This window comes from Massilia sp. LXY-5, assembly GCF_059801075.1.
In genome coordinates this window covers 178,172-200,648 of record NZ_JBNNEH010000001.1, presented here as the reverse complement: position 1 = coordinate 200,648, position 22,477 = coordinate 178,172, and the positions used below count along the sequence as shown (strand labels likewise).

Sequence of the window (22,477 nt, the reverse complement as noted above, 5' to 3'; positions counted from 1 at the left end):
AACTTTCCAAGGTACCAATGAACACACGCTCTCCCCGCGCCATCGCGCGCGGTTTCGACTCGGCGCATTTTCGCCAGGCACTGTCGCAATTCGCCACCGGCGTGACCGTGATCACGACGCGGCTTGCCGACGGCAGCTTCCGCGGCCTGACCGCCAGTTCGTTCAATTCGGTCTCGCTCGATCCGCCGCTCGTGCTGTGGAGCCTGGGCGCGGGCGCGAACAGCCTGCCCGTCTTCAGCGGCAACTCGCATTACGTCATCAACATCCTGGCGGCGGGCCAGCAAGACCTGGCCATGCGCTTTTCGCGCCGCACCGAGACCGATCCCTTCGACGGCATCGACTACGAACTCTCGCGTACCGGCCTGCCGATTTTAAAGGGCGCGGCAGCCTGGTTCGAATGCCATAACCGCAGCCGCTATCCGGAAGGCGACCACGTGATCTTCGTCGGCGAAGTCGAGGAATGCGACGTGCAGCCGCAGGCGGGACTGCTATTTCATGGCGGGCGCTTCGGCACGACCGGCCCGGCCTGAATCGTCGTCTGCCTCACGACAATTATGAAAATGGCTGTCGCAGTTTGAAAAGATGGCCCTGCATCTCCTTCCTATAATGGCCTGGCCCGGCGCGGCAAGCTTGCGCGCTTTCGCCTCCAACAAGAACGAGACCAGGACCATCATGACCAAAGCCGCCTTCCACTGGGACGATCCCCTCCTCCTGAACAGCCAGCTCACCGACGACGAGCGCATGATCCGCGACGCCGCCGCTTCCTATTGCCAGGACAAGCTGCAGCCGCGCATCCTCGAGGCCTTCCGCCACGAGCGCATGGACAATTCCATCTTCCGCGAGATGGGAGAACTGGGCCTGCTCGGCCCGACCATTCCCGAGCAATACGGCGGCCCCGGCCTGAACTATGTCGCCTACGGCCTGATCGCGCGCGAAGTCGAGCGCGTCGACTCGGGCTACCGCTCGATGATGAGCGTGCAATCGTCCCTGGTGATGGTGCCGATCCATGAATTCGGCAACGAGGCAACCAAACAGAAATACCTGCCGAAACTGGCGACCGGCGAATGGATCGGCTGCTTCGGTTTGACCGAGCCGAACCACGGCTCCGATCCAGGCTCGATGGTGACCCGTGCCCGCAAGGTCGAGGGCGGCTATTCGCTCACCGGCAGCAAGATGTGGATCACCAACTCGCCGGTCGCCGACGTGTTCGTCGTCTGGGCCAAGGATGACGAAGGCGCCATCCGGGGCTTCGTGCTCGAAAAGGACTGGAAAGGGTTATCCGCCCCAGCCATCCACGGCAAGTTCGGCCTGCGCGCGTCGGTCACCGGCGAGATCGTCATGGACAACGTGTTCTGCCCGGAAGAAAACGCCTTCCCGGACGTGCGCGGCCTGAAGGGTCCGTTTACCTGCCTGAACTCGGCGCGTTACGGCATCGCCTGGGGCGCGCTCGGCGCCGCCGAGGCCTGCTGGCACACGGCGCGCCAGTACACCCTCGATCGTCACCAGTTCGGCAAGCCGCTGGCGGCGAACCAGCTGGTGCAAAAGAAACTGGCCGACATGCAGACCGAGATCACCCTCGGCCTGCAGGGCTGCCTGCGCCTGGGCCGGATGAAGGACGAGGGCACGGCCGCGGTCGAGATCACCTCGATGATGAAGCGTAACTCCTGCGGTAAATCGCTGGACATCGCCCGTACGGCACGCGACATGCTGGGCGGTAACGGTATCTCGGACGAGTTCGGCATCATCCGCCACATGGTCAACCTGGAAGTCGTGAACACCTATGAGGGGACGCACGACATCCACGCGCTGATCCTGGGCCGCGCACAGACCGGCATCGCCGCCTTTTAAGCAGCCTTTTCCCAGCTGTTGCCCGGCCTGCTACCCAAGCCGGGCAACAGCGCATCCGAGTTCGTATCTTTTTGACAACAGATCAAAGAATGAGCCAATACGGTAACGAATCGACGCAAGTTTCGCGTTACCATGTGTGCTAGATCAAGCATCGCCCTGCTAGTGTTCCACCTACCTCAAGCGCGCGGAACATGCCCCCATCTGGCCACACAGTCTCGACCAATTTGCATTCCCAGGACGCCTCCGCCCTGTCGCTCGATCTATTGTTGAGCAACTTGCCCGGGGTGGTGTATCGCTGCCTGAACGACAGCAGCTGGACCATGATCTTCCTGAGTGCGGGCATCGAAAAGCTGACCGGCTATCCGGCTTCCGCCTTCACCGGCGAGGATGCGATGTCGTATGCCAGCCTGATCCATCCCGACGACCGCGCGAAGGTGTCCGACGACACCAATGCGGCGATCCGCGAACGCCGTCCCTTCCAGCTGAGCTACCGCATCACCACCGCCGCCGGCAAGCTGCGCTGGGCCTGGGAACAGGGAGCGGCCGTGTTCGACGAGCAGGGCAACGTGGAAGCGCTCGAGGGTTTCATTGCCGACATCACGGTCTTGCGGCGCGCCGACCTGCTGGCGCTGGAACAGGCCTCGCTGCTGGACAAGGCACGCGATGCGATCTTCGTGATGGACATGAGTTCGCGCATCACCTACTGGAACAAGGGCGCCGAACGGCTCTACGGCTGGGATGCGAGGGAAGCCGAGGGCCAGCGCATGTCCGACCTGCTGTGCGACGACCACGCGGCCTACAGCGAAGCGTATAAAACCGCGCTCGACGAAGGCGAGTGGGTGGGCGAACTGCACCAGCACCGGCGCGACGGCAGTCCCCTGCATGCCGACACGCGCTGGACCGTTGTGCCGGCCGATCCGGCCTCGGGCATCCCGCAAAAGATCCTGGTCATGAGCACCGACATCAGCGAGCGCAAGAGCAACGAGGCGCGCATCCACCGCCTCGCCTATTTCGACGCCTTGACCGACCTGCCGAACCGCGCCAGCCTGCTCGATCACCTGCGCCGCGCCCTGCTCGGCAGTGCGCGCTCGCGCAAGGTCGGCGCCCTGATGTTCCTCGACCTCGACAATTTCAAGACCCTCAACGATACCCACGGCCACGCGGCCGGCGACATGCTGCTGCAGGCGGTTGCCCGCCGCCTCGAGCACAGCGTGCGCGAGGCCGACATGGTGGCGCGCCTCGGCGGCGACGAGTTCGTGATCCTGGTCCAGCCGGATGAGGAATCGATCGAAACAGCGGCGCACCATGCCGAGACCGTGGCCGCCAAGGTCGTCGCCGCCATGCGCGCGCCCTTCCAGCTCGCCGACTTCATGTATTCGGTGTCGACCAGCATCGGCGTGACGATGATCAGCGGCGCCCTCGACACGGTGGAGTCGGCCCTGAAGCAGGCCGACACCGCCATGTACCAGGCCAAGGCCGCAGGCCGCAACACCTTCCGCTTCTTCGATCCCGACATGCAGGCCAAGTGGACCGCCCGCTCCGAGCTCGAAAGCGGGCTGCGGCGCGCCTTGCGCAACCATGAATTCATGCTGAACTACCAGCCGCAACTCGACGGCGACAGCCGCGTGATCGGCGCCGAGGCGCTCCTGCGCTGGCGCCTGCCGAACGGCGAGATCCTGTATCCGACCGAATTCATCAAGCAGGCCGAAGAGACCAGCCTGATCGTCGACATCGGGCGCTGGGTGCTGGGCACTGCCTGCCTCGAGCTGGCCTCGTGGCAGAGGAATCCCGCCACCCGGCACCTGTCGCTGTCGGTGAACGTGAGTGCGCGCCAGTTCGTCGAGCCCGATTTCGTCGCCATGACCCAGGAAATCCTGGCCGCCACCGGCGTCGATCCGCACGGCCTGAAATTCGAGCTGACCGAAACCCTGGTCGTGACCGATTTCGCACACACGGTCGAGACCATGGAAACCCTGCGCCGCCTCGGCATCACCTTCTCGCTCGACGACTTCGGCACCGGCTACTCGTCGCTGGCCTACCTGCGCAAACTGCCGCTGGACCAGCTGAAAATCGATTATTCCTTCATGCGAGACGTGCTGACCGATCGCAACGACGCCTCGATCGTGCGCTCGATCATTGCCCTCGGCGGCAGCCTGGGCCTGCAGGTGATCGCCGAAGGCGTGGAAACCCAGGGCCAGCGCGAATGGCTGTCCCAGGCCGGCTGCTTCGTCTACCAGGGATATTTATACGAACGCGCCCTCAGTGGCGAGCATTTCGCGCGCTACGCAGCGACGCTGCATTAGCATTCGATAAAACGAAAAAAACCGGCCGGGCTTGCGCCCTGCCGGTTTTTCATTGCGCCGTAACGGCCGCGAATTAAAACGTATATTAAAACTTGTAGCCGACGGCCAGCAGCACGGCGACCGGGTCCAGCTTCATGTGCTGGTTCTGGCCGGTCGAGAAGTGCACGTCGGTGCGCAGGCGGCTCTTGTTGACGGTCACGTCGGCGAACCAGCGCTCGTTGAAGTTCATCGCCACGCCGAGCTGGCCGGTATAGGTGAACTTGTTGTCGATGTTGAAGGTCGTCGGTGCGCCGCCCGGATTGGTGAGCGCCGTCAGCTTGCCCGAACCGCGTTCCTTCATGAAGTAGGCATAGGTGGCGCCAATGCCGACGAACGGACGGAAGGTCGCGTTCGGGGAGAAGAAGCGGTACTGCGCGAACACGGTCGGCGGCAGTGCCTCGACCGTACCCAGCTCGCCGGTACCGGCGATCGAACCGGCGCCGAGGATCCTGTGCTTGTACGGCGTGCCGAGCGCGGTTTCGAGCGAGATGTTGTCGGTGATGCCATAGGCAATGCCGATCACCGGCTGGATGTCGCGCGAGACATCGCCCTTGGTGAACGGCAGGGCCGGTGCCGAGATATCGCCGCTCTCGACTTTCGGGGTCAGCTGGTTGAAGCCGAACTTGGCGGTCCACTGGCCGGCCGACTGGGCCGAAGCGCTCGCGGCGCATGCCAGCGCGGCGGCTGCGATTAGCGTCTTGGCGACGCTATTGAAACGTACTTTCATCATTTCTCCTGAGTTCTTTTTACGACCGGTTGCACCGGCCTGCGGACAGGCAGTGCAACCAGGCTTTTTCTTTGATGATTACAGCCAGCCTTTGACAGCCATATCCTTCAGGACATAGCGCGTGACCAGCCAGTACTCGTACGGAGTCGGGTGGATGTCGTCGGCGAACATGTAGTGGCTTACGTCCGGACCAGACAGGGTCTTGGCGGTGCAGGTCAGCGACGATTCGGTCGTGCAGGCCTTCTGCGCGGTGTTGGTCAGCCCGTAGATGGCCGGGTTGACTACCTGGTCCTTGCTGATCGAATACAGGTCGACGTAGGCGATTTTCGGATCGTTGCCCAGACCGGCCTTCAACTGTGCGTTGAAGGCATCGACCATCGCGCCGATCAGTTGCTGGGTCGATGCCGACTGTGCCTTGCCCGACGGGGTACTGGCGACGTCCGGCAGGTTGTTGACGACCACGTAGTTCGCGCCCTTGGCGACGATTTGCGTCTTCACCAGTGCAGCCAGTTCGGCGCCGGCCTTGCCCAGTTCGGCAACGAGCAGCGGACCTTGCGCGGCGGCGTAGTCGGCACCGGCCTTGGCACCGGCTGCCTGCGCGTCGGTACCGGCTTTGGCGGCGGCGGCTTGCGCGGCTGCAGGATCGGCGCCGAGCTGGATCGCGGCGAGTGCTGCAGCGCCGGCGATTTGCGTCTGGGTACCGCCGGCGGCTGCCGTGGTCTGGACGGCCAGGCCGATGCTTGCCTGCGCGCTAGCCTGATTTGCAGCCGGCACGATGGCGACCAGTCCGCCGATCAGCAGGGTCGGGAACGCCTTCTGGCCGGCAGCGGTGCCGGCAGCGGTGGCGCCTGCGCTCAGCCCGCCCAGCTGCATCAGGACGTCGTTACCGCCGGCCATGATGGTGACCAGTTCGGTGCCGCTGAACTTGCCGCCGGTTTTAGCCAGGTGGTTCGCGACCTGGCTCACCACCGGCAGGGTCATCTCGCCCAGTTCCGGCTTGACGGCGCGGTTGCCAGGGCCGATCGGGTTGGTCACGCGGGCGCCGCCCTGTGCGTAGTTGAAGCAATTCGCGTTGTTGACGATCGGCACGTTGAAGTCGAGCGCCGGATCGGTGCTGTCGGTGCCCTGCAGGCCGGTCTGGGCGGCGCAAGGCGCCGGCAGGCGCAGTTCCGCGGCCAGCACTTCGGTCCAGTTCTTGCCGGTCAGGACAGGGTTCGTGCTGGTGTTGTCACCGTTGATGGTGAACTTGCCGCCACCAGCGACGTTGACTGCGCCCACGTTGTAGCTGCCGACGTCCGACAGGCTGTCGCCGAAGGTCACCTGCTGGGTGAACTTGACCGCATGGGTCTGATCGCCACCACTGCTGCCGGTGCCGCCGCATGCAGCCAGCGCAGCTGCAGTCAGCAGCGCGAGCGCGAAATTCATTTGACGCATTGTGTCTCCTAAGAGGATAAGATATTTTTCTGTGAAACGAACGCTCGTGCTATTCGCATCCCGAACTAATATGCCAGTGTTCTTTCCGCTTGTATAGAAATTTTGATTGTCATGGCGTCAACCAAAGCCGACAAGGCAGAAGCCCGGCAGGGTGCGCCGATTATAACAAGCATTGCCAAGAGCAATATCTCAAAAGGTAAGCAGAGGCAGGAATGCAACGTTATAGAGAACGAATATGCCAATCGCATGGCGAACCGAGGCAAGCATTGCCCCGGCTTGCCTTTGTTATACGCCTGCGTCGCGGTTGAGCAGGCCGTGCACGATTCCGGTCGAGCCGTGCGCAGCGCGGCGCAGGCGGTCGTTGACGCCGAGCCAGGCGCCGTCTTGCGGCGGCGCCTCGACCAGGATCAGGTCGGCGCCCTGCCCGTCCATCGCGCGCAGCGCCGCATAAAGGGCGTGCGCAAAGCCTTCCGGGGTGGCCGGCAGGCGGATGGCGGCGTGCGCCGTCCAGAGGTCGGAATAATGGATCAGGGCGAGCTTGCGGCCCGCTTCTTCCATCTGCCCCAGGGTTTGCACCAGCGTCACGGTATCCTGCATCGCCACCGGCGTGTGCGGCGCGTAATGCGACTCCAGCGTGCCCGAGGCGCGCGGCGCGGCGACGTCCGGCGCGGCAGGCAGCTGGTCGATCACAGCGGCGATTGCCTCCGCGCTCACATGGCCCGGACGCAGCAGCACCGGACCGTGGGTGGCCAGGCGGGATAAATCGACGATGGTCGATTCGATGCCGACCTGCGAGGCGCCGCCGTCGAGCACCATCGCGACCGACCCGTCGGCGCCGAATTCGTCGCGCACGTGTTCTGCGAGCGTGGGGCTGACGTGGCCGAATTTATTGGCGGACGGCGCCGCGACGCCGCCCTGCCCGCCCTTGAAAGCGCGCAACAAGGCGATCGCCACCGGATGCGAGGGGCAGCGCAGCCCGACCGTATCCTGGCCGCCGCTGACCGCGTCCGGAATGTTCGGCGCGCGCTTTAAAATCATCGTCAGCGGACCAGGCCAGAAGGCGTTCGCCAGGGCATGCGCCTCGGGCGGGATGTCACAGGCCCAGTGCGCCATCTCCGCTTCCGGCGCCAGGTGCACGATCACAGGGTGGTCCTGCGGGCGGCCCTTGGCGGCGTAGATGGCGGCGACCGCCGCCGGATTCTCGGCGTCCGCGCCGAGGCCGTAGACGGTCTCGGTCGGGAAAGCCACGAGTTGCCCCGCCTCGAGCGCACGCGCGGCCGCCTCGATGGCGGCCGGATCAAGTTCCTGCAGGCTCACGGTGCGATCCCCAGGATGGCGCAGGCAGCCAGCAATTGCGCCGAGGCCTCGGCCAGGGTTGGCGCGACGAAGGTCACGTGGCCCATCTTGCGGCCGCGGCGCGGATCGTCCTTGCCGTACAGGTGCAAGAAGGCGCCCGGCAGCGCCAGCACGCGGTCCCAGGCGGGTTCGCGCACCTGGTCGCCCTCGAACCAGACATCGCCCAGGATGTTGAGCATGACGGCGGGCGAATGCTGGCGGACATCGCCCAGCGGCAGCTTCGCCATCGCCCGCACCTGCTGGGCGAACTGGCTGGTGACGCAGGCGTCGATCGTGTAGTGCCCGCTGTTGTGCGGACGCGGGGCCATTTCGTTGACGACCAGCGAGCCGTCCTCCAGCACGAAGAACTCAATGCACAGCACGCCGACATAGCCGAGCTGGGCGACGATGGCGCGCGCCGCATCCTGGGCGCGTTGCGCGCACTCGGCCGTCACATTCGGTCCCGGCACGGTGGTCGTGAACAGGATGCCGTCGCGGTGCACGTTCTCGGCGATCGGATAGACGACCGATTGCCCGTCCGCACCGCGCGCCGTCAGCACCGACACCTCATAGGCCAGCGGCAGCATTTTCTCGAGCAGGCAGGTCACACCGTTCATGGCCGCGAAGGCCGCGCGCACGTCCTCGCGGGTTTTGACGCGCACTTGTCCCTTGCCGTCATAGCCCATGCGCACCGTTTTCAGGATGCCCGGCAGCAGCGCATCGTCGATGGCGTCGATGTCGTCATTGGAGGCGATCACCTTGTGCGGCGCCGGCATCACGCCGGACAGCGGCGCGCATTCGACGAAGAACCGTTTCTCCAGCACCCGGTCCTGGGCGATCGAGACGCAGCTGCCGGCTGGCGCAACAAAACTGCCGTGCGCCAGCAGGTTCATGCTGTCGGCCGGGACGTTCTCGAACTCGGTCGTCACGGCCGCGCAGAGGGCGGACAACTGGCCGAGGGCGATACTGTCGGTGTAATCGGCATTGATCAGGCGCTCGGCAACCTCGCCAGCAGGGCAATGCGCGGCCGGTTCCAGCACGGCGACTTTAAAACCCATGGCCTGGGCGGCGTGGGCGAACATGCGGCCGAGCTGGCCGCCGCCCATCACGCCGAGCCAGGTGGGCGGATTGGCGCTGGGCAGGAAGGCGCCTCCCTGCGATTGACTCTTGTTACTCATGGTTTTTACTCACTGCGCCATCACACGGGCAAGGTCATCGCCTTGGCGACGGCGGTCTGGTCCAGGCGGAACTGTTCCAGCTGCGCAGCCAGGGCATCGTCATTCGCGGCCAGCAGCGCGACCGCCGTCAGCGCGGCATTTGCGGCGCCGGCTTCGCCGATGGCAAAGGTCGCCACCGGCACGCCTTTCGGCATCTGCACGATCGACAGCAGCGAATCCTCGCCACGCAGGTATTTGGACGGCACCGGCACGCCGAGCACCGGCACGATGGTTTTGGCGGCAATCATGCCCGGCAGGTGGGCCGCGCCCCCGGCGCCGGCGATGATCGCGCGCAGGCCGCGCGCACGGGCGGTCTCGGCATAGCTAAACATCTCGTCCGGCATGCGGTGCGCCGAAATCACCTGCGCCTCGAAGGGCACGCCGAACTGTTTCAGTATGTCTACCGCGTTCTTCATCACGTCCCAGTCGGACGAGGAACCCATCACGACGCCGACCAAAGGTTTCACTTCATTACTCATCTCAGGCCTTCAGCTTTTCGCCGGTCAGGCGTTCGATGGCTTCGAAGTACTTGGCCTGGGTTTTATCGATCACGTCCTGCGGCAGCGGCGGGGCCGGCGGGGTCTTCTTCCACTCGGTCAGCGTTTCGAGGTAGTCGCGCACGAACTGTTTATCGAAAGACGGCGGCGACATGCCCGGCGCGTAGGAGTCGGCAGGCCAGAAGCGCGACGAGTCGGCCGTCAGCACTTCGTCCATCAGGTGCATCACGCCGTTGTCGTCGAGGCCGAATTCGAATTTGGTGTCGGCGATGATGATGCCGCGCGTGGCCGCGTATTCCGATGCCGCCGTGTACAAGGCGATCGAGACGTCGCGCATTTTGGCGGCCAGTTCAGGACCGATGCGGCTTTCCATGTCGGCGAACGAGATGTTCTCGTCGTGCTCGCCGAGGTCGGCTTTCGCGGCCGGCGTAAAGATCGGCTGCGGCAGCTTCTCGGCCTGGCGCAAGCCCTGCGGCAGTTCGATGCCGCAGATGGAACCGCTTTGCTGATAGTCCTTCCAGCCGGAACCGATGATGTAGCCGCGCACGACCGCCTCGACCAGGATCGGTTTGAGACGCTTGGCAACGACCGCACGGCCGCGCACCTGCTCGACTTCGTCAGGCGCCACGACGCTTTCCGGAGCAATGCCGGTCAGGTGATTCGGCACGATGTGGCCGAGCTTGTCGAACCAGAAATCGCTCATCTGGTTCAGCACCATGCCCTTGCCCGGGATCGGCTCGTTCATGACGACGTCGAAGGCGGACAGGCGGTCGGTGGTGACGATCAGGATCTTGTCGTCGCCAACGGCGTAGTTGTCGCGCACTTTGCCGACGCCCAGCAGTGGCAGGGACTTGATCGTGGTTTTATAGAGGCTGTTCATGGGAGGAGTATCAGAGAAACGGACTCGGCGAGACCGATGAAAAGGGCGCGCCGTTAAGAAACACGGGCTGCCGCAGCAGCCCGTTACACGGTCTTGATTATTTGACGACTTGCGCGAGCTCGCCGGCCTTGTAGCGCTCGGCCATTTTTTCCAGCGGGATCGGCTTGATCTTCGACGCCTGGCCTTCGCAGCCGAAGGAGAGGTAACGCGCCTTGCAGATCTCGGTCGCCGCTTCGCGCGCAGGCTTCAAATAGTCGCGCGGGTCGAACTTCGACGGGTTCTGGAACATGTATTTGCGGATCGCGGCCGTCATCGCCAGGCGGATGTCGGTGTCGATGTTGATCTTGCGAACGCCGTGCTTGATGCCTTCCTGGATCTCTTCGACCGGGACACCGTAGGTTTCCTTCATGTCGCCGCCGAATTCGCGGATGATCGCCAGCAGCTCCTGCGGCACCGACGACGAACCGTGCATCACCAGGTGGGTGTTCGGGATGCGTGCGTGGATTTCCTTGATGCGGTCGATCGCGAGGATGTCGCCGGTCGGCTTGCGGGTAAATTTGTAGGCGCCGTGCGAGGTGCCGATGGCGATCGCCAGCGCGTCGCACTGGGTTTTCGCCACGAAGTCGGCCGCTTGCGCGACGTCGGTCAGCAGCTGCTCGCGGGTCATGGTGCCGTCGGCGCCATGGCCGTCTTCCTTGTCGCCCTTCATCGTTTCCAGCGAACCGAGCACGCCCAGTTCCGCTTCGACGGTCACGCCGATCGAGTGCGCGAATTTCACGACTTCGCGCGAGACTTCGACGTTGTAGTCGTAGGAGGCGACGCTCTTGCCGTCGGCTTCCAGCGAGCCGTCCATCATCACGGAACTGAAGCCCGAACGGATCGCAGCCATGCAGACTGCCGGCGACTGGCCGTGGTCCTGGTGCATGACGACCGGGATGTGCGGGTAGGCTTCGACGGCGGCGTCGATCAGGTGGCGCAGGAAAGCTTCGCCGGCATATTTGCGGGCGCCGGCCGAAGCCTGCATGATGACCGGACTGTTGGTGGCGTCGGCCGCGGCCATGATGGCCTGCACCTGTTCCAGGTTGTTGACGTTGAACGCCGGCAGGCCATAGCCGTTTTCAGCAGCATGGTCCAGCAGTTGACGCAGGGATACGAGTGCCATGGTAGTACTCCAAACAATAAGAAATCAGTATACGAACTTCGACAAGGAAGCCGCCATTTAATCTTTATAAGTGTCGCCCACGCGCACGATCTTGAGGGCGTTGGTGCCGCCGGCTTCGCCCATCGGCGAACCCCAGGTCACGACGATGGTGTCGCCCTTCTTGACCATGCCCTCGCTCATCAGGAGCTCTTCCGCCTTGCGCAGCACGGCGTGGCTGCCGCCTTCCTGCTGCAAGTAGAAAGCTTGCACGTTCCGGTACAGCGAAGCTTTGCGCTGCGTCGTTTGTGACGGGGTCAGGGCGAAAATCGGGGTATCGATGCTGTGACGGCTCATCCACAGGGCGGTCGAACCCGACTCGGTCAGGGCGACGATCGCTTTCACTTCCAGGTGATGGGCGGTGAACAAGGTGGCGTAGGCAATCGATTGGTCGATGCGCGTAAACGTCACGTTCAGGAAGTCGGCGTCCTGCTTGTTGTATTCGGATTGTTCCGCTTCGGCGCAGACGGCGGCCATCATCTCGACGGTCTCGATCGGGTACTTGCCCGATGCCGTTTCGGCCGAGGTCATCACGGCGTCGGTGCCGTCCAGCACGGCATTCGCCACGTCCGACACTTCGGCGCGGGTCGGTACGGCGTTGACGATCATCGACTCCATCATCTGGGTCGCGGTGATCGCCAATTTGTTCGAGGCACGCGCCATGCGAATCATGCGCTTTTGCAGCGCCGGCACCGCGGCATTGCCCACCTCGACCGCGAGGTCGCCGCGCGCGACCATGATGCCGTCGGAGGCGTCGAGGATTTCCTGCAGCACGGGAATCGCTTCGGCGCGCTCGATCTTGGCGATCATCAGCGGCTTGTGGTGATAGGGTTCGCCGGCGATGTTCGCCAGCTGGCGCGCCATTTCCATATCGGTCGCGCTCTTCGGGAAGGAGATCGCCAGATAGTCGGCCTGGAAGCTCATCGCGGTCTTGATGTCTTCCATGTCCTTGGCGGTCAGCGCCGGCGCGGTCAGGCCGCCGCCCTGGCGGTTGATGCCCTTGTTGTTGGACAGCTCGCCGCCGACCTTGACGGTGGTGCAGATCTCGTGGCCGACGACCTTGTCGACGACCAGCACGATCAGGCCGTCGTTGAGCAGCAGCTTGTCGCCCGGCTTCACGTCGCGCGGCAGCGCCTTGTAGTCGAGGCCGACGCGTTCCTGGTTGCCCAGCTCGCCGTTCTCTCCCCATTTCGCGTCGAGCACGAACTTGTCGCCGTTGGCCAGTTCGATCTTGCCGTTCTCAAACTTGCCGACGCGGATCTTCGGCCCCTGCATGTCGGCCATGATCGCCACTTCGCGACCGCATTCGGCCGCCGCGCGGCGTACCAGCGCGGCGCGGTCGATGTGGTCTTGCGCCTTGCCGTGCGAGAAGTTCAGGCGCACGACGTCGACGCCGGCGCGGATCATTTTGACGAGGATGTCGAAGTCGGTCGAGGCCGGTCCGATGGTAGCGACGATCTTGGTGCCACGGTACATGAGCTGTCCTTTTAAAAAACAAAGCGCAGCCTGGGCTGCGCCGACATTACTGCGCGCTGCGCTGCAGGAGGATCTCGACCGCAGGCAGGGTCTTGCCTTCGAGGAACTCGAGGAAGGCACCGCCGCCGGTGGAGATATAGCCGATCTTGTCGCCGATGTTGTATTTGGCGATTGCCGCCAGGGTGTCGCCACCGCCGGCAATCGAGAAGCCTTTCGAATCCGCAATCGCCATGGCCAGGGTCTTCGTGCCTTCGGCGAACTGGTCGAATTCGAACACGCCGACCGGACCGTTCCAGACGATGGTACCAGCCTTGGCAACCTGTTCCGCCAGCATCGTCGCCGTCTTCGGGCCGATGTCGAGGATCATGTCGTCGTCGCCGACATCGGCCACGTCCTTCACGGTCGCAGCGGCGGTCGGCGAGAACTCTTTCGCACAGACCACGTCCACGGGAATCGGCACCGAGGCGCCGCGCGCGCTCATCATCTCGATGATCTGCTTCGCTTCGCCCACCAGGTCGTTTTCGACGAGCGACTTGCCGATGTTCAGGCCGATGGCCTTCATGAAGGTGTTGGCGATGCCGCCGCCGACGATCAGGTTGTCCACTTTGCCGGCCAGGCTTTGCAGGATCGAGAGCTTGCTCGACACTTTCGAGCCGGCGACGATCGCCAACAACGGACGGGCCGGCTGGCCCAGGGCTTTACCAAGCGCGTCGAGTTCGGCGGCCAGCAGCGGGCCGGCGCACACCACCGGTGCGAATTTCGCGATGCCGTGGGTGGTCGCTTCGGCGCGGTGGGCGGTGCCGAAGGCATCGTTCACGTAGACGTCGCAGAGTTTCGCCATCTTCTGGGCCAGCTCGTCGCTGTTCTTCTTTTCACCCTTGTTGACGCGGCAGTTTTCCAGCAGCACAACCTGTCCCGGCGCGACATCGACGCCATCGACCCAATTCTGTTTCAGTTCCACCGGCTGGCCGAGCAGTTCGGAGAGGCGCTGGGCGACCGGCGCCAGCGTGTCTTCCGGCTTGAATTCGCCCTCGGTTGGACGGCCCAGGTGGGAAGTCACCATGACGGCGGCGCCGGCTTTTACGGCAGCCTGGATGCCGGGGACGGAGGCGCGGATGCGCGTGTCTTCGGTGATATTGCCGTTGTCATCCTGCGGCACATTCAGGTCGGCACGGATGAAAACGCGCTTGTTTTTCAGCGCGTCGCGATCGATCAGGTCTTGCAAGCGGGTGAAACTGAGAACGGCGTCCATGTCGGCTCAACAGTGAGATAGTGAAAAAACGATATTCTACCCCACGGCCCTTATGCAGAAGCACCAAACACGTGCAGGATTCGCAACAGTGTGAACACCAACATGCCGAACACGATGGTCTGCAACATGTTCTTCCGCCACACATAAAAGCCGAGCGCGGCAATACCAGCCAGCAGTTTTGGATTGCTCAGTCCGAGATGGACCTGACCGCCGCTGCCGAGCACGAGGTCGGGCGCGATGATGGCCGCCAGCGCGCAGGCTGGCGCATAGCGCAGCATGTCCTGCACCCGCGGCGGCAGCGTCACCCGGTGCCCGATCAGCCAGAAGCCGCTGCGGGTAATGGCCGTCGACAGCGCCAGCACGACGATGACCGCCCAGATTTCCCACTCAGCCATGACGCGCCTTTCGTTTCTCCAGGATGCTTTCCGCCGTCATCGCAGCCAGCATGCCGGCGAACACGGCGGCCAGCAGGCCCAATTTATAGGGAAACCCATTCGCCAGCACGGCTACCGGGCCGGCCACCAGCACCCCGCACAGGGCCGGCCGGTTGACGACCAGGGGCACCGTGATGCACAGGATCGCCAGGGTGCCGGCAAAGCCCAGGCCCCACTCGGTCGGGATGGCACTGCCGAGGAAGATGCCGGTCAGCGAACCGATCTGCCAGGCCGCCCAGTTCGGGAACACCAGCCCTTTTAAATAGGACAGCTTGCCCGGCACCGGCGCCGCCGTCGGGAAGCGCTGCAGGAACATGGCGACCGTCAAGTCGCCGGCGATATACCCGTACAGCAGGCGCTGGCGCCAGGGCAAATGCGTGAAATGGGGGGCCAGCAAGGCGGAAAAGATCACGAAGCGCAGGTTCACGACCAGGGCGGTAGCGAAAATCACCCAGATCGGCGCATGCGCCAGGATCAGGGGCAATGAGGCGAGTTGGGCGGAACCGGCGAACACGAGCAGTGTCATACCGGTGGCTTGCAGCGCGGTCAGTCCCGTCTTGACCATCGCAATGCCGACCACCAGGCCCCAGGCGCCGATGCCGAACAGGCTCGGCACACCCGTGCGCAGCCCTTCGCGCCAGAGTGCGGGATCATGGCGCTCGACGACGGCAGCGCTGTGCGAGACAGGATCGGGCGCGTTCATGTCGCCTTCCTGCAACAATTCGATAAGTGGAATACGTGAGCAGAGCGAGGACTGAGCGGCATGAAACGAGGGCGAGATGTTGTCGGGTGGGCTGTGCCCATCCGTGATCAATCCGCCATTCTACCGATCATTCCGAACCGTCGCCTGAATCCGTTAAAATCCTGTCTTTGCCCAACTTTGCGTGACGGAGAATAGTAATGACTGACAAGACGATGCCTGTGGTGGAACTCGAGGCCAAGGATCTCCCGGCCCACTGCCCGAACCCGGCCATGCCGCTGTGGTCGTCGCACCCGCGCGTCTTCCTCGACTTCGACCATGACGGCGAAGCCAAGTGCCCCTACTGCGGCACCCGCTACCGCCTGGCCCCGGGCGTGGCTTTCAAACACCACTGATCCGGTCGGCGGCGCACCGCCATGACTTACCGCGCTCCACGGTGGCTGCCCGGCGGCCACCTGCAAACCATCTACCCCGCCACGCTCGTCGGTAAACCACCGCTCGCCCATGGGCTCGCCTATCGGCGCGAGCGCTGGGAAGTCCACCATCCGACCCTGGGCGAGGATTTCGTCGACGTCGATTTCGTGGACGGCGAACCGGACAAGCCGCTGGTCGTGCTGTTCCACGGGCTGGAAGGCTCCTCGGACAGCCATTACGCGCGCGGCCTGATGGCGGCACTGCAAGCGCGCGGCTGGTCGGGCGCAGTACCCCATTTCCGCGGCTGCTCGGGCGAACCGAACCGCACGGCGCGTTTCTATCACTCGGGCGACTCGCTCGAAATCGACTGGATCATGGCCCGTCTGCGGGCGCGCACCAGCGGAGCTTTGTACGCCGCCGGCGTCTCGCTCGGCGGCAATGCGCTGCTGCGCTGGCTCGGCGAATCGGGCAGCAAGGCGGGGTTCGTCACGGCCGCCGCCGCCATTTCCGCCCCGCTCGACCTGGCGCGCGGCGGCGAAGCCCTGTCTTCCGGTTTCAATATGCTGTATACGCGCATGTTCCTGCAGACCCTGAAACCCAAGTGCCTCGCCAAGCTCGAACAATTTCCAGGCCTGTTCGACCGCCAGGCCCTGCTGGCCGCGCGCGACCTCTACGCTTTTGACAACGTCGTCACCGCCCCGCTGCACGGTTACCGCGATACCGACGATTACTGGCACCGCGCCAGCGCGCGCCACGTGCTGCACGACATCACCGTGCCGACCCTGGTGCTCAACGCCCGCAACGATCCCTTCCTGCCCGGCGAACATTTGCCGACTAGCGCCGCGCGCGCGGTGACGCTCGAGTATCCGAAGGAAGGCGGCCATGTCGGCTTCCCCACCGGCCCCTTCCCGGGCCGGATCGACTGGCTGCCGCAGCGCATTCTGTCCTTCTTCGACGCGACCGGGGGAACCTGCGGCGCGCCGACCGGCGCCGAACTGTGCGAAGCTGGCGTGCATGGATGACATCGTAAAACAGGCAATGGCCAAGTGGCCGAACGTGCCGCACTGCTACGGCTGGCTCGCGCTCGATGCGCGCGGCAACTGGCGCATGCGCGACGAGGCCGCGCAACAGGCCGATTCAGCCGGCGACAAGCTGAACAACGCCACGCTGGTCGGCTTCATCAACCGCAACTACGCGCATGACGACGCCGGGCGCTGGTATTTCCAGAACGGCCCGCAGCGCGTCTACGTGAACCTGGAAGCGACGCCGTATGTTGCGCGCACCGATCCGGCGCAAGGATTGGTGCTGCAGACCGGCGCGCCGCTTGCAAGCATCGAGCGCCTGTACCTGACGGAAGTCGGCGTGGCGATCGTGCAGGCGGGGGCAATCGTCGCCCAGGTCGACGACCGCGACGTGGCGCAATTGTTCGAAGCGCTGGAACTGAACGGCCAGGCGCCCGGCGACGAAGCGCTGCTGCGCTGGCTCGACGACGGCGCGGGCGCATTGATCCTGCGCTGGCGCGGGCAGGCGGTGCCGGTCGAACGCATCGAGCGCGACACCCTGCCCGAACGTTTTGGATTCGTGCGCACGCCGGCGCCACCGGCCCAGGAATGAACGCTCACCACTTCAATGTGTTCGGCACGCTGATCGTCGTCGCGCGCACTGCCGGCGAATGGCAGGCGTTCTATCCTGGCACCGACGGCAAGCGCCGCGCGGCCGATTTCATCGTGCCGGCCGACGTCGCTGAACACGAACTTGGAGAATACCTGGCCGACTTGTTCCACGAGAACGCGACGCCGAAACACGGCACGGTCGAACGGCTGGCCTGAACGACGATTTACCGCTCCTTCTCGTCTTCCTTTTCCTCTTTCTGGCGCTTCTTGATCTCGCGCTCGCGGGCGTCGATCACGGACTGGTCATAGAAGGACACATCGCTTGCCTTGCGCGCATTATTGAGCTGGTCGACCGCTGCGGGCAGCGCACCGGCCAGCACATAGGATTCGGCCAGCGCCATGTGCTGCAGCGCGATCTTGCCCTGCTTCGAATACGCTTTCGCCAGCAGGTCGTACAGCTTGGCGTCCTCGCGGTACTGCCGCACCTGCTCGCGCAGGTAGCGCGTCGCATCCTCAAACTTGCCGGCATTGATCATCGCATCGGCGTACTGGCGCGCCAGGGCGCGCGACAGGGGGAAGCGGTTCGTCGCCTCTTCGGCATCCTTCAGGGCTTGCTGGGCAACCTCTTTCGGCTGTCCGGGCGCGAGCTTGATTTCCAGATCGAGCACGGCAAACAAGGCGCCGCCGTCGCTGGCGGGCGCCGCCGAGAAGGTCCCCTCCTTCGGCTTGAGGGTCGCACGCGCCTTGTCGTACCAGCTGCGCGCGCCGGCCAGGTCGCTCTCCTTCAGCGCCAGGAAGGACAAGCCGTATTGCGCCGCCGCCTGCTGCTGGCGGTGCTGCTGGGCCAGTTGCGTCTGGAAAGCGGTGCGCGTGTCGCGGCGCCCGGTGGTACTCATATCCTGCAGCACCCGGGCACGGGCCTTGGCGATATAAAACTCGATCGGGTCGGGGCGCTGCCGGTACGGCGTTTCCTTGATGCGCGCCTGGATGTCGACGATCCGCTCGCTCGTCAGCGGGTGGCTGCTGAGGAAGGCAGGAATTTCTCCATACACCTTGCTCACGCTCTGAAGGCGTTTGAAGAAGGCCACCATGCCCGAGGTGTCGTAGCCGCCGGCGCTCATGATCTGGAAGCCGACACGGTCGGCCTCGCGCTCGGCGTCGCGGCTGAAGTTCAGCTGCCGCTGCACCGCCAGGCCCTGGCCGCCCATCATCACGCCCATGGCGGCATCGGGACTGGCCTTGGCCGCCAGCGCCGCCAGGATCAGCGCCGCGATCGGCAGCAGTGCATCCTGGCGCTGCTGGCCGAGCATGCGCGCGATGTGGCGCTGCGACACGTGGCCGATCTCGTGCGATACGACGGAGGCCAGTTCCGACTCGGTCTGGGCCGCGAGCAGCAGGCCCGAGTGGATGCCAATAAAACCGCCCGGCAGGGCAAAGGCATTGATCGAGCCGTCGCGCAGCGGGAAGAAATAAAAATCTGCATTCGTTTCGCCGCGCGCACCGGGCGCGGCGTCGACCAGGGCGCCGCCGAAATTGTTCAGGTATTCGGCGATGGCATCGTCGTCGAGGTAATCGCGGTCGCGCCGGATCTCGCGCATGATGGCTTCGCCCAGCTTGCGCTCGACGATGGGCGATAAATCTTCGCGTGCGGCGTCGCCGAGGGTCGGCAGGCGCGCGGCGCTCTGGGACGTGCTGAACGACTGAGCCGGCGCCACCGCAGGCACGAACCCGGCCGCGGCCGCCATGAACAAGGCGGCCACCGACCGGCGCCAGCGGGGACGCAGGGACGGCAGCGCAGGAGGAGTCATCGATTTCACGATGCTATGATAACCCCATCCGCAGGCGCCTTGCCGCGCCCTGAAACACTTTCTTACCCAAGCATACCGACACACCATGACCGTATCCGATCCAAGGCCAGGCGCAGGCCAGCTGCCCCACGAGTTGACGCACTTCGACGCCGCCGGCCAGGCCCACATGGTCGACGTCGGCGCCAAGAACGAGACCCATCGCGTCGCTGTTGCCGCCGGCACCATCCGCATGCAGCCGGAAACCTTGCAGCTGATCCAGTCCGGCACCGCAAAAAAGGGCGACGTGCTCGGCATCGCCCGCATCGCCGCCATCATGGGCGCCAAGCGCACCAGCGACCTGATTCCCCTGTGCCATCCGCTGGCGATCACCCGCGTCGCCGTCGATTTCGAGATCGATGCGGCCAACAACAGCGTCCATTGCCGGGCCCAGGTCGAACTGCACGGCAAGACCGGGGTCGAGATGGAAGCACTGACCGCCGTGCAGGTGGGTCTATTGACGATCTACGACATGTGCAAGGCGGTCGACCGGGGGATGGTCATGACCAACGTGCGGGTGCTGGAAAAGCATGGCGGCAAGAGCGGGGACTGGACGGCAGAGCTGTAACAAGCTGCCCCGCCGCCCCGATTACGGCTTCATTTCGCCAGCTGCACATTTCCCATCCACGCCTGCGTGAATGCGTGGCCCAGCATGCCGACTGCCTTGCCGTTCGCATCGGCAAGGCGCTCCATCGACTGCTGCTGTACCGACATGGCGTTCTTCGCCAGCGCGTCGGCACAGGCTTGCGATGCAGTGATGAATGCACGCAAGGTATGCTCCTGGATAATGCCCGCTGAACTCGACATCATCTGTTGCATATTGGTTCGCATGGTGTCGCGGTACAAACCGGCGACATTCGACCAGAGTCCTAAAAACGGGGTCGGCATGGTGGGGAATGCCGCGTTCGGAAATGCGCTCATCGTGATCATGATGCTGTTCTCCTGGTGAATGACCGGAATCGGATGGTGCGCCGGATTGTGCAGCGCACCATCGAGTGTACTCCTTGGCTGAACAAATTGTCATCAGGCTTCTGACTACCCATGCCGTGTTAAATTGCTGAATTGCCGCGGCACAACCGCGCGCGTAAAAAATCCGAGACACGATTGAAGAGGATGCAATGAAATTACGTTTACTCGTATTGGCGACGGCATTGGCTGCCGCCAATGCCCTTGCTGCGCCGCGCGGCTTTACGGTGGAAGACCTGGTCAACCTGGAACGCGTCGGCAGCCCGGCGGTGTCGCCGGACGCCAGCCGCGTCGTCTACACCGTCCGCCGCACCGATCTCGGCAAGAACCGGGGCCAGACGAGCCTGTGGATCGCCGACCTGCGCGGCGGCGCCGCTCCCAAGGCGCTGACCAATCACGACAGCAGCAGTCTCGATCCCGAATGGTCGCCGGCGGGCGATGCCGTCTATTTCCTGTCGAGCCGCTCGGGCAGCTCCCAGGTCTGGCGCCAGCCTGCAAACGGCGGCGAGCCGACCCAGGTGACGAACCTGCCGCTCGATGTCGACAATTTCCGCGTTTCTCCTACGGGCGAGCGCATTGCCTTGAGCATGGCCGTGTTCCGCGATTGCGCCGACCTTGCCTGCACCAGGGACCGGATGGATGCCCAGGCGAAGAACAAGGCAAGCGGCCGCGTCTACGACCGGCTGTTCGTGCGCCACTGGGACACCTGGGCCGATGGCCGCAACGCCGTGCTGTTCTCGGCGCCGATCGATGCCAGCGGGCGCGTGAGCGCGGCGCCGGTCAGCCTGTCGGGCTCGCTCGATGGCGACGTCCCCTCGAAACCGTTTGGCGACCGCGAGGAGTACCACTTCAGCCCGGACGGCAAGACGATCGTCTTCTCGGCCCGCATTGCCGGCAAGACCGAAGCCTGGTCGACCAACTTCGACCTCTACAGCGTGCCGGCCGCCGGCGGAGACAAGCCGCGCAACCTGACGGCCGCCAATCCCGCCTGGGATACCAAAGGCGTGTTCTCGCCGGACGGCCGCACCCTCGCCTGGCTCGCCATGGCGCGTCCCGGCTTCGAGGCCGACCGCTTCCAGATCATGCTGATGGACGTCGCCAGCGGCCAGAAGCGCAAGCTCGCGGACAAATGGGATCGCTCCCCCGGCACCCTGCAGTGGAGCGCGGACGGCAAGTCGCTTGTCGTCGATGCAGAAGACGTCGGCCAGCATCGCCTGTTCGCGATCGATGTCGCCAGCGGCAAGGTGTCCGCCTTGACCGACAAGGGCTCGATCGGCGGCTTCGACATGCGCCGCGACACGATTGCCTATACCCAGGCCACGCTGGCTTCGCCGGCCCAGCTGTACGCGACGGCCCTGGCGGGCGGCACACCGCGTCAGCTGACCAGCAACAATGCCGACAAGCTGGCCGACGTGCGCTTCGGCGACTTCGAACAGTTCTCGTTCAAGGGCGCGAACGGCGATACCGTTTACGGCCACGTCATGAAACCGTGGAATGCGGTACCGGGCGCAAAATATCCGATCGCCTTCCTGGTGCACGGCGGTCCACAAGGCAGTTTCGGCAACGCCTGGAGCTACCGCTGGAACCCGCAGGTCTATGCCGGCGCGGGGTATGCCACGGTCTTCATCGATTTCCATGGCTCGACCGGCTACGGCCAGAAGTTCACCGATGCGATCAGCGGAGACTGGGGCGGCGCACCCCTGGTCGACCTGCAAAAGGGCCTCGAGGCGGCCGTCAAGAAATTCCCGTGGCTGGACCGCGGGCGCAGTTGCGCACTGGGCGCTTCCTACGGCGGCTACATGATGAACTGGATCGAAGGTAACTGGTTCGATGGTTTTAAATGCATCGTCAACCACGACGGCGTATTCGACACGCGCGGCATGGCCTATTCGACCGAAGAGCAATGGTTCACCGACTGGGAAAACGGCGGCGCCTATTTCGCCGTACCGCAGCAGCACGAGCGTTTCAACCCGGTGCTCCACGTAAACAAGTGGAAGACGCCGATGCTCGTGATCCAGGGCGACCTCGACTTCCGCATTCCGACCGCCCAGGGCCTGTCCACCTTCACCGCCTTGCAGCGCCGTGGCATCGACAGCAAGCTGCTGGTCTTCCCGGACGAAAACCATTGGGTGCTGAAACCGGCGAATTCGCTGCTCTGGCACCACACGGTCATCGGCTGGCTGGACCAGCACTTGAAACCGTGATGTCCAGGATTTGACCCACAAAACCCGCCTGATCGCGGGTTTTTTTACGACAATCGCTAAAGTACTTGCTTTTGGTCATTAATTGAAGTGGTATCA

Annotated in this window: 22 protein-coding genes; 9 read left to right on the top strand and 13 right to left on the bottom strand. The window is 64.2% G+C overall.

Annotated features, from left to right (window positions below):
* The first annotated feature begins 17 nt into the window (after positions 1–17).
* The 3 genes from ACI48I_RS00900 to ACI48I_RS00890 all read left to right on the top strand — a co-directional run bounded on the left by ACI48I_RS00900 (position 18) and on the right by ACI48I_RS00890 (position 4,151).
* Positions 18–530 (top strand): flavin reductase family protein, encoded by a 513-nt coding sequence (locus tag ACI48I_RS00900; protein WP_498573069.1) that lies wholly within the window; start codon positions 18–20, stop codon positions 528–530.
* A gap of 142 nt (positions 531–672) precedes the next feature.
* Positions 673–1,848, top strand: coding sequence for an acyl-CoA dehydrogenase (locus tag ACI48I_RS00895; RefSeq protein WP_193685624.1), 1,176 nt, complete (start codon positions 673–675; stop codon positions 1,846–1,848).
* A 191-nt stretch (positions 1,849–2,039) separates the two neighbouring features.
* Complete coding sequence (locus ACI48I_RS00890; RefSeq protein WP_227496663.1) at positions 2,040–4,151, top strand: putative bifunctional diguanylate cyclase/phosphodiesterase; 2,112 nt, start codon at positions 2,040–2,042, stop codon at positions 4,149–4,151.
* Between the two features lie 85 nt (positions 4,152–4,236).
* On the opposite strand, the gene ACI48I_RS00885 is transcribed toward ACI48I_RS00890, so the two are convergent.
* The 11 genes from ACI48I_RS00885 to ACI48I_RS00835 all read right to left on the bottom strand — a co-directional run bounded on the left by ACI48I_RS00885 (position 4,237) and on the right by ACI48I_RS00835 (position 15,343).
* Positions 4,237–4,920, bottom strand: coding sequence for an OmpW/AlkL family protein (locus ACI48I_RS00885; protein WP_307727398.1), 684 nt, complete (start codon positions 4,918–4,920; stop codon positions 4,237–4,239).
* A gap of 75 nt (positions 4,921–4,995) precedes the next feature.
* Complete coding sequence (locus tag ACI48I_RS00880; RefSeq protein ID WP_193688209.1) at positions 4,996–6,351, bottom strand: SGNH/GDSL hydrolase family protein; 1,356 nt, start codon at positions 6,349–6,351, stop codon at positions 4,996–4,998.
* A gap of 285 nt (positions 6,352–6,636) precedes the next feature.
* On the bottom strand, positions 6,637–7,668 hold the full coding sequence (locus ACI48I_RS00875) for an L-threonylcarbamoyladenylate synthase (RefSeq protein WP_193688208.1): 1,032 nt from the start codon (positions 7,666–7,668) through the stop codon (positions 6,637–6,639).
* Positions 7,665–8,864 carry a 5-(carboxyamino)imidazole ribonucleotide synthase gene (locus tag ACI48I_RS00870; RefSeq protein ID WP_498573068.1) on the bottom strand — a complete coding sequence of 400 codons (1,200 nt, stop codon included), beginning with the start codon at positions 8,862–8,864 and terminating at the stop codon, positions 7,665–7,667. The genes ACI48I_RS00875 and ACI48I_RS00870 overlap by 4 nt, the downstream gene beginning before the upstream one ends.
* Before the next feature lie 20 nt (positions 8,865–8,884).
* On the bottom strand, positions 8,885–9,382 hold the full coding sequence (gene purE / locus ACI48I_RS00865) for a 5-(carboxyamino)imidazole ribonucleotide mutase (RefSeq protein ID WP_193688206.1): 498 nt from the start codon (positions 9,380–9,382) through the stop codon (positions 8,885–8,887).
* Between the two features lies 1 nt (position 9,383).
* Positions 9,384–10,280, bottom strand: coding sequence for a phosphoribosylaminoimidazolesuccinocarboxamide synthase (locus ACI48I_RS00860; protein ID WP_193688205.1), 897 nt, complete (start codon positions 10,278–10,280; stop codon positions 9,384–9,386).
* A gap of 97 nt (positions 10,281–10,377) precedes the next feature.
* Complete coding sequence (fba, locus tag ACI48I_RS00855) at positions 10,378–11,442, bottom strand: class II fructose-bisphosphate aldolase (protein ID WP_193688204.1); 1,065 nt, start codon at positions 11,440–11,442, stop codon at positions 10,378–10,380.
* Between the two features lie 57 nt (positions 11,443–11,499).
* Positions 11,500–12,954 carry a pyruvate kinase gene (pyk, locus tag ACI48I_RS00850; protein ID WP_193688203.1) on the bottom strand — a complete coding sequence of 485 codons (1,455 nt, stop codon included), beginning with the start codon at positions 12,952–12,954 and terminating at the stop codon, positions 11,500–11,502.
* 46 nt (positions 12,955–13,000) lie between these two features.
* Positions 13,001–14,206: a phosphoglycerate kinase gene (locus ACI48I_RS00845; protein WP_498573067.1), complete on the bottom strand. Its 1,206-nt coding sequence runs from the start codon at positions 14,204–14,206 to the stop codon at positions 13,001–13,003.
* 50 nt (positions 14,207–14,256) lie between these two features.
* Positions 14,257–14,601, bottom strand: a complete 345-nt coding sequence (locus ACI48I_RS00840) for an AzlD domain-containing protein (RefSeq protein ID WP_193688202.1) — start codon at positions 14,599–14,601, stop codon at positions 14,257–14,259.
* The gene (locus ACI48I_RS00835) at positions 14,594–15,343 is read right to left on the bottom strand and encodes an AzlC family ABC transporter permease (RefSeq protein WP_193688201.1); all 750 of its coding nucleotides are present in this window, start codon (positions 15,341–15,343) and stop codon (positions 14,594–14,596) included. Before ACI48I_RS00835 ends, ACI48I_RS00840 begins: the two co-directional genes overlap by 8 nt.
* A gap of 197 nt (positions 15,344–15,540) precedes the next feature.
* On the opposite strand from ACI48I_RS00835, the gene ACI48I_RS00830 reads away from it, so the two are divergent.
* From ACI48I_RS00830 to ACI48I_RS00815, 4 genes are read left to right on the top strand one after another with little or no spacing between them, the layout of a single operon-like run.
* Entirely contained in the window at positions 15,541–15,735 is a 195-nt protein-coding gene (locus ACI48I_RS00830) for a zinc-finger domain-containing protein (RefSeq protein WP_193688200.1), read from the top strand.
* A 21-nt stretch (positions 15,736–15,756) separates the two neighbouring features.
* Positions 15,757–16,776, top strand: coding sequence for a YheT family hydrolase (locus tag ACI48I_RS00825; RefSeq protein ID WP_498573066.1), 1,020 nt, complete (start codon positions 15,757–15,759; stop codon positions 16,774–16,776).
* On the top strand, positions 16,769–17,368 hold the full coding sequence (locus ACI48I_RS00820) for a DUF2946 family protein (protein ID WP_498573065.1): 600 nt from the start codon (positions 16,769–16,771) through the stop codon (positions 17,366–17,368). Before ACI48I_RS00825 ends, ACI48I_RS00820 begins: the two co-directional genes overlap by 8 nt.
* Positions 17,365–17,583 carry a DUF7661 family protein gene (locus ACI48I_RS00815; protein WP_193688197.1) on the top strand — a complete coding sequence of 73 codons (219 nt, stop codon included), beginning with the start codon at positions 17,365–17,367 and terminating at the stop codon, positions 17,581–17,583. The genes ACI48I_RS00820 and ACI48I_RS00815 overlap by 4 nt, the downstream gene beginning before the upstream one ends.
* Positions 17,584–17,591: 8 nt before the next feature.
* Here ACI48I_RS00815 and ACI48I_RS00810 read toward each other — a convergent pair whose 3' ends face one another.
* Positions 17,592–19,175, bottom strand: a complete 1,584-nt coding sequence (locus tag ACI48I_RS00810; RefSeq protein WP_498573064.1) for a M48 family metalloprotease — start codon at positions 19,173–19,175, stop codon at positions 17,592–17,594.
* 85 nt (positions 19,176–19,260) lie between these two features.
* Between ACI48I_RS00810 and moaC the strand changes: the two genes are divergently transcribed.
* Entirely contained in the window at positions 19,261–19,779 is a 519-nt protein-coding gene (moaC, locus tag ACI48I_RS00805; RefSeq protein WP_498573063.1) for a cyclic pyranopterin monophosphate synthase MoaC, read from the top strand.
* A gap of 29 nt (positions 19,780–19,808) precedes the next feature.
* Here the strand turns inward: moaC and ACI48I_RS00800 are convergent, their stop codons facing one another.
* Positions 19,809–20,141 carry a hypothetical protein gene (locus ACI48I_RS00800; RefSeq protein WP_498573062.1) on the bottom strand — a complete coding sequence of 111 codons (333 nt, stop codon included), beginning with the start codon at positions 20,139–20,141 and terminating at the stop codon, positions 19,809–19,811.
* 188 nt (positions 20,142–20,329) lie between these two features.
* On the opposite strand from ACI48I_RS00800, the gene ACI48I_RS00795 reads away from it, so the two are divergent.
* Entirely contained in the window at positions 20,330–22,381 is a 2,052-nt protein-coding gene (locus ACI48I_RS00795) for a S9 family peptidase (protein WP_498573061.1), read from the top strand.
* The last annotated feature ends 96 nt before the right edge of the window (positions 22,382–22,477 follow it).